4 protein-coding genes are annotated in these 8,144 nt (G+C 37.8%); 1 reads left to right on the top strand and 3 read right to left on the bottom strand.

The window, feature by feature from the left end:
- Positions 1-137 precede the first annotated feature (137 nt).
- Positions 138-1,292, top strand: a complete 1,155-nt coding sequence (locus tag B5D55_RS11220) for an ATP-binding protein (RefSeq protein WP_078934101.1) — start codon at positions 138-140, stop codon at positions 1,290-1,292.
- A 225-nt stretch (positions 1,293-1,517) separates the two neighbouring features.
- On the opposite strand, the gene B5D55_RS11225 is transcribed toward B5D55_RS11220, so the two are convergent.
- The 3 genes from B5D55_RS11225 to B5D55_RS11235 all read right to left on the bottom strand — a co-directional run bounded on the left by B5D55_RS11225 (position 1,518) and on the right by B5D55_RS11235 (position 8,057).
- Positions 1,518-4,286, bottom strand: a complete 2,769-nt coding sequence (locus B5D55_RS11225) for an alpha-amylase family glycosyl hydrolase (RefSeq protein WP_078934102.1) — start codon at positions 4,284-4,286, stop codon at positions 1,518-1,520.
- 140 nt (positions 4,287-4,426) lie between these two features.
- Complete coding sequence (locus tag B5D55_RS11230; protein WP_078934103.1) at positions 4,427-5,584, bottom strand: hypothetical protein; 1,158 nt, start codon at positions 5,582-5,584, stop codon at positions 4,427-4,429.
- Positions 5,585-5,690: 106 nt separating this feature from the next.
- Positions 5,691-8,057 carry an early set domain-containing protein gene (locus B5D55_RS11235; RefSeq protein WP_078934104.1) on the bottom strand — a complete coding sequence of 789 codons (2,367 nt, stop codon included), beginning with the start codon at positions 8,055-8,057 and terminating at the stop codon, positions 5,691-5,693.
- Between the last annotated feature and the right edge of the window lie 87 nt (positions 8,058-8,144).

The following is an 8,144-nucleotide window of genomic DNA, read 5'->3' on the forward strand; positions in this document are numbered from 1 at the left end:
AAAAACAACTACTCTTTAGTTGAATTTAATTAAAAATCAACTAAACAATTGTTTTTATTTAAACAATCTCTTATAATATCCACAAAGAGCAATGAAAAATTTTTCCAAAATTTTTACTTTTAGGAGGGGTGATAGTTATGTCTGAAAATATTAAGCGTTGTCTTGATTTAGCAAATTTGATTACAAAGAAATCTGTATTTTTATTCGGACCTCGTCAAACAGGTAAATCAACACTAATTAACACAGAATTATCTGAAACTTTTGCTCTTTCGTGGAATTTACTTAAAGGAAAATTACGTTTAGAAGTTCAGAGGAATCCAAGTTATTTAACTGAACAAGTTGAATTTCTCAATCTTCATGACTGTGCAATTTTTATAGATGAAATACAGCTTTGCCCTGAATTACTCAATGAATGTCATCTTCTTATACAAGAAAGAAATATCCGTTTCATGCTTACAGGTTCTTCTGCTAGAAAATTGCGTACATTGGGAACAAATTTACTTGGTGGCAGAGCATGGGAGCGACATCTACATCCTTTTACTTATTCCGAAGTTGGAGAAAGTTCAAATTATAATCTTTCTTATATTTTTGAACATGGTCTTTTGCCTTCTATGTTTTTTTCTAATGATATAGAAGAAGATCTTTCATCTTATGTTGGTACTTATCTTACGGAAGAAATAGCAGCTGAAGGTACAGCAAGAAATTTAGGTTCTTTTAGTAGATTTTTAAAGACAGCTGCACTCACTAACGGGCAACTTCTAAATTTTGCTAATATAGCAGCAGATTCTCAAGTTCCTGTTCAAACTGTAAAGCAATGGTATAAAATTCTTGAAGATACTCTTCTTGGATTTATGATTGAACCATATAAGTCAGGAACAAAAAGAAAAGCAGTTGCAACATCTAAGTTTTATCTTTTTGACATAGGTGTTGCACGAACATTGCAAAATATTCAAGTCCCACAAGAAGGTAATAAAGAATTTGGAGACTATTTTGAACAACTAGTTTGCATGGAATTAAAAGCCTGGATAGATTATAAAAGGCCACGAAGTTCGCTTACTTTTTGGCGAACAACAACAGGAAATGAAGTTGATTTTTGTGTTGATGATGAACTTGCAATAGAAGTAAAATCAACTGATTCTGTAAATGAAAAACACTTAAAAGGATTGCAAACTCTGCGTGAAGAAAATATTTTTAAGCGTTACATTGTAGTTTGTCGCGAAGATTATCCTCGCCTTGTTGATGGAATAGAAATACTCCCATGGAAATATTTTTTTAAGACATTGTGGAATTAACTAATCAATGAAAAAATCTCAATTTTTAATAAGTGCAAATGATTGTATAGAAAATTTAAGATTATACATTGATTCCATTTTATTAGGTTTTTAACTACATACATTTAAATTCTGTTATATTTTTCTATTAGAGTTCTTGCAAAAAAGGACTGGTTCCTTTGTGTAAAGAAATCAGTCCTTTGGAAGAAGTAAAAAATCTTCTATTTTATTATGTTATTTTGATATTTATTTCTTCAAAATAACAAAAGATTTTGCAGGAACGCTTTCAGGTAATGTAGTTGATTCAGTAGGAGTTCCAGAAGTAAGATCAATTACTTTTGTGTAACCAGTTGATTCAATTTCCACAGATTTATCTGTAGCATTGAAATATACACAGAAATCACCCGTAGTATATTTTGTTACGCCTGTTGAAACTGTTGTTGCTGTTGCTGAATTTCCCGAACCAAAAGCGTTTAGATTAGTCTGGCGAAGTGCAATCAATCCTTTATATGTATTACATACATCAGAATATGTATTTGCAAAATTAAGATCAATACCATTCTTTCCAATAGGAGACTTATAACTATTTTCGTCACCACGTTTTGATCTGAGGAATTCCTGTCCACCATTAATAAACGCTGTTCCCTGGCTTAAGAATATATATGCAGCAGAAAGTGTATCCTGCTTTGCGACTTCAGCAACACCATCTGTACCAATTTTTGTAAACAGGTCTCCCGAAGTAACTGTTGTCTTGTTATTCTTCTTCATCCAATATGAAATAGCAAGTTTATCAAACAAAGTATAGTTATCGTGACATTCAACATAATGCATTGCAAGACTAGGTTTTCCTGTTTCATTACGTTTATTTTTACCAGTTTTTCCAGTTAATCCAGCGATAATTTCATTATCCTTGAATGTGCCTTGAACCTGTCCCATCTGGAAGCCGCCGAATTCAGCACCCTTAACAGCATCTCGGAAATCATCATCAAATGCACCAGCACCATAAGGATTTGAATTTACAGCCTGATTTGCACCATTTACAACAAGGGCTGTACCACCTGTCCAAGGCTCTCCATAAACCATAACTTTAGGGTCAATCTTATAAAGTTCATCATAAATTTCTTTCATAGTTTCTTTTGAAAGAACACCCATCAAGTCAAAACGGAAACCATTTACGTGATAATCCAACATCCAGTGTTTCAGACTATCAATGATATATTTTTTTACCATTGGAGCTTCCGAATCTACTTCATTTCCACATCCCGATCCATTTGAATATGCTCCACTTGCATCCAGACGATAGAAATAATATGGAACAGTTGAATCATACAATGAACCTTTTCCAGTTCCGCTAGTATGGTTATAAACAACATCCATAATAACGGCTATTCCGTTGTCATGGAATTCTCCGATCAGTTTACGAAGTTCTTTTACAGGAGTTGTTGCATCTGTATAGCCGGATGTCGCATATCTTCCTTCTGGAACATTGTAGTGATAAGGGTTATAACCCCAGTTATAATCTGTATTATCGTTTGTTTCTGCAAATTCAAAAACAGGCAAAATCTGAACATGAGTAACACCCATGGATTTAATATGATTAATTACCTTTGTTCCGTTAGAAATAGTTTCATATTTACCTACATTTTTAGTATTAGCATCTTCAGCATAAGACCAATCTGTAATATGCATTTCATAAACAACAGCGTCACTATTTTTTGATCCATTAAACGGATTGTAATATCCTGATGGTGATCCATAATCAGAATGACTAATAGATGTAGGAATTGCTTCTGGAGCAGAATTGATATCTACAATCCCAGATGCAATTGCATCTGCTGTACAAGATTTTCCCCAGATGTCTGATACATAATATTTTTCACCTGCATTAGTGATCTCATATTTATAGAAGTGATATGATGATATATCATTTATTTCTGCAGTCCAAACATTTGTTTCAGGATTCTTTGTTGCTGACAAAATTTTATCAGGAGAACCTTTAAGAGATGGAGAAGTTGTTTCTCCAACCGCTTTCGCCATAATAGCATCTTCTCCAAAATTTCCTATATCTTCTACGTTACTGTACAAAAGAACATTTACACTAGAAGCCATAGGAGCCCATGTCTTAAAAATCGCTTTTTGTCCATCAAGTGTAAGACCAAGATCATCACCATTATAAGTAGCTGACTCTTTTACTGCTCCCATCATCACAACAGAGCAACCACCAGCAGGGTTAAACTTTTCATTCTTAACAAAATATGTTTTACCTGTATCAAGTGGAGTTGCGGTCCTAAGAAGAACGATACGTGCATTATTTCTATTTCTATCAGTCTGATTTTCATAATTTATAGAATCAGAAATAACAACTTCAGTTCCATCTGAATCTACAACCACAAAGCCACTATTACCTGTGGAAATATCAAGCCCATAAGAAACGCTCAAATTAACTTTAATAGCAGTTGATGATGTCGCTACTGCACCGGATATTGTTGGAGTAATAGAATCTGTAACTTCATAAACAGTTGAATCACCACTGATCACAAGAAAATGTTTATTAACAGACAAATCAAGAATTTGGTCAATTCCTGGATCTTTTTGCCATGATGCATTACGAATGATAATTCCAAGTTTATCATTTTCGGAAATAGAATTTTGTATGTCTGTTAATGATGAAGAACAATCTGTAATATCCCAGTAACCTAAGGATCCATTTTTGATTACCTTGCCTTTTGTAGCATTATAACCAGGTTCTCCGTCACCAGTTCCTGTCCAAAGCCATACACCCCAATCGCTATAAGAAGTGTCTGGACGACTATAAAAAAGAAGTACTTTACTATTTGATGGATCTACTGTTTTTGCAAGTTCTGAGGCCTCAATTAGTGCAGGATCAACAGCTCCTATTGTTCCTGGTTCTACATCAGGACCGGAACTACCTACATCTCCAGAACATCCAAGTAAAGACAATCCAAGAGCTAAAAGTCCTGCAAAAATTGCAGACCCTTTTAATATCTTCCCCATATATTTCCTCCTTAAATGAGTAACTTTTAATTAAACCTCTCAACACTAAGTTTCGTAAAACACAGTGTTCAATGGTCTAATTAAAAAAAACGGACTGAGCCGGAATGGCTCAATCCGTTTTTTTTTAATAACTAATTTGATTAGTTAGATTTTACAAGAGAAAGTTCATCCTTTTCACAATCGTACTGAAGAATGTATACTTTGAAATCTTTTGCATTTTCTACATTCTTAGTACCACCACCAACTTTAACATCCCAGAAACCACCACCTGCTACTGGAGCTGTCATCTGAAGAGGAATAGAATCAACTGTCAAACGTGTTGAAGCAATTGTTTTTTCTGCAATACCTGATGTAACAACTGCTTTATTTGGAGATTTATCATTCCATTCATTTTCAGGAACCCAACCTTCAAGGAAGTAAATTGTTTTTCCTTCATAAGCATCAGCATTGATTACTTTGAATCCAACTACATCAATGTACTTAATCTGTTCAACAGACATTGTTACTGTTCCATCAGTAGTTGTTTTTACAACAACGTTATAAGGGCGATTTACAATAAGACCAGTAACTTTTGGATGTTTTTCCTTTCCTTTTTCAAGTGTTATAGGATCAGCACCAACTGCAAATGATGTTGCTGTTGCACATTCATAACGACCATCTTCCCACTTCGGACGAGCAAGAGCAAGCTCCTGTGTTTCTGCAGTTGCTGTGAACTGAACTTTGTATGTTACATCACCAGTAACTGGATCTTTTACAGGATTCCATAAGAGGTAAGCTCCCTCTGCGTTCCAATTATAACCAAAAGAACGAATAAAATATCCGTCAAGTTCGAAATATTTTGGTTCTTTAGCTTCTTTAAGAGAAATCTTAAAAGTACCTGTGCTAGTCTCTACTGTCATTTTATATAGTGACTGAGCCGTCAAACCTTTAATTGTACCATTTCTTCCACCATTACCATTGTCAGTATCTTCAAAAGTTACATTGCTAGGTAATTCGTTGCCTTTCATTTTGTCTCCGCCAATCTGACCAGCCCAAGTATCTTTTGTTGGAAGGAAGGCAAAATTAATTGTATCAGCATCAGCAGTAAATGTTGCTTCATATGTATATTCAGAACCGTCCACTTTTGTAAAAGAAATTGAATTATCAGTTTCTTTCCATTGTGGATTCTGCATAGAACCTGCGATAAAGTACCCAGTCATATCTACTGGTGCTAATGCATCGTCATGCAAGTCACCAGAACAGCCAATTAAGCCGAGAGCGAGTGCAGACGCTGCAAAAAATGAAACTATCTTTTTCATTTGTAATCTCCTAAATTAGGTATCGATTCAACGAATCTTAAGCTACTGAAATGGTGGCATAAAAAGATTGCCACCTTTATTTCATTTCGCTTTCATTATTATCAGATTAGATATCCCAGCGGATACCACAGCGAAGTGCTGCACGACCATCGTACCAGTCAACTGGGTCGATGCTTCCGTTTTCCGTTTCTTTAGCCCAAGAACCGTTTACGTTTGCACCGTTCATGTTCAGCTGATCCTGTCCGTCGCCGAAGTGCTTGAACGGATCCATGTTGTATACGAACTGAGCGTAAAGAGTAGGCTTTTTCATAGCCTTGAATCTCTTTGAAACACCTACTGCAAATGCAAACGGATTGTTTACGTCTGAATCAAATGATTCGTCAGCAGAAGCTGTATTTTCTGTCTTAAGACCGAATGCAAGGTTTGCAGTTACGTCGCCTGGGAACATAACCTGTCCAACCAATGTGTTGAAGTAACGTACTTCGTTAGACATATCAAGACCGTAGTAAACGTTTACGCCCTTAACGATGTCGCTGTCCGGAGTCATATTGAACGTAAGTCCGGCTTTCTTAAAGCGGAAGCGTGAGTCTGAAGCACCGTATTTTGCAATGTCATCGCTTTCAAGTTCTTTCTTATTGATTTCGCTCTGATACTTTTCCCAGCCTTTTGTATATGTAAATGCATTGTAGTTCAATGTTGCTGCAACGCTTACAGACATAGAGTCAGTAATCTTGTATGAAACTGCCGGGTTGAATGTAAATTCTGCACCGCTGTCAATTCCAAGGTGCGGATCTACATAATCAGAACAGCGTTTAGCGTACCAGCTCTCAACGTTATTCAAATAGCCAATGGAATAGTCATCATCACAATCAATCTTCTCAAGAGCCATTTCTGCTTCAACGCCAAGGTTGATAGAAAGTGCTTCAATAGGATTTACGAAACCGTTGAATGCAATGCGCTGTGTATTTACGTTACCGAGAGTTTCTGACAGGTCGAATGTGCCGTCATCGTGGTTTTCGCGAAGATACAGCATAGATGCCTGTGCACCGCGGAAGCGGTATTCTACGTTTGCACCGAACAGGTCAGCCTTGTAGCCGACCTGTACGTTTGCAGCAATGTTCTTGATTCCGTCAAAGTCGCCTGAGCGGTAGAATACGTCAGTTGAATATCCGAAGTAATCTGTTGTGTTTGAAGCACCGTCGTCTTTGATGTCCTGTGATGATTTCTGATGTGTAGCAATCAAGCCCTGAACTGCAACGTTAAGTTTTCCGTCGCCTGCAGCAAAAGTATCCTTTGCACCAAGAATGAAATCATGCTCAACCGGATCATAGAACAGGTAATCGTTTCCGTACATACCGTTTGTCTGGAAGTCGATTACAAGGTCATCCTTCTTTACGCCTGCCCATCCCCAGTAACCGTATTTTGTACCTTTGCGGTCAGCCGTTCTGTTAGGAGCAAAACCGATGTCGAATGTAAGACCCGTAGCTTCTTCAAGAGCAGCAACTGATTTTGAACCGAGGCTGAATACGTTGAATCCGCCTACGTGCTGATAACCTGCATCCCAGTTTCCGTCGATTGTTTTCCATGTGATTGCCTGGCGCACATCCGGCTTTGCATAGTTGAAGCCTGTAAGGAAATTGATGTACGGTGTGTTGAATCCGAACTTAAGGTGTCCGAGGAACGGATTTGATCCCGGTCCAGGAAGTGATCCCCATGAACCTGCGTTATCCTGATTGTTCGTTGTTCCTGCAAGATATGCAATAGGATTTCCGAAGATTCCGTTTACAAGATTCTTAAGGCCGTCTGACCATTCAACAGTTTCATTGTCATAAGCATCTTTGCGGTACAGATAGTTCAGCTTTTCACTTGTATTTCCTGCATAATCTTCCATTTCTGTTTCTGCCAGAGCGATTTCAATGTAAACCGGGCAGTTAGGAAGGAAATTTCCTGCAAATTTGTTGTAAGACTTAGCCCCGATTGTTACGGAGTCTAGGTCAAGACCTTTTTCCTTCTTGTCAACAGCGCCCTGCGTCTTATAGTTTGCCTGTACTCCGAACATAGACCATGAAATGAAGTTGATCTTAGCCTTAGCAGTACCGGCATCGTCGTCTCCACCAATCATGTCAGCGATGACTACGTGGCTGTTCTTTCCGCCGAAACCGTCGTCAACGAAATCAGGAGCCTTAAGGTCGGTAGTCCAGTTTCCGTCCGAAATGAACTTGTAGCGAAGTTCGTCCGTTGCCTTGAAAGTCTTTGTAATAGTAAAGCCCTTGTCGGTCTTTGTCATTGCTTCGGCACCGTTCTGCCAGTTGTTGAAGTCTCCTGCAAGGAGAACTTCCGTAGCGCGAGGGTTTCCGTAGAAGAAGGTAACCTCTACGTTGCCGTCGGCAAGTTTTTTCACAGTTACGTCAGCAAAGGCACTGCCGATGCCGAGCAACAGGAAAAGGGAGATGAAAGCGAATAATTTTTTCATCAAATTCCTCCAAATTAATAAATAGATAGAAATCGCGCGTACAAACGTCCCGGGGTTTTCGTAGACAGAATGGGCCTTATCATCAGT

This window comes from Treponema porcinum (genome assembly GCF_900167145.1).
Classification (GTDB): Bacteria; Spirochaetota; Spirochaetia; order Treponematales; family Treponemataceae; genus Treponema_D; species Treponema_D porcinum.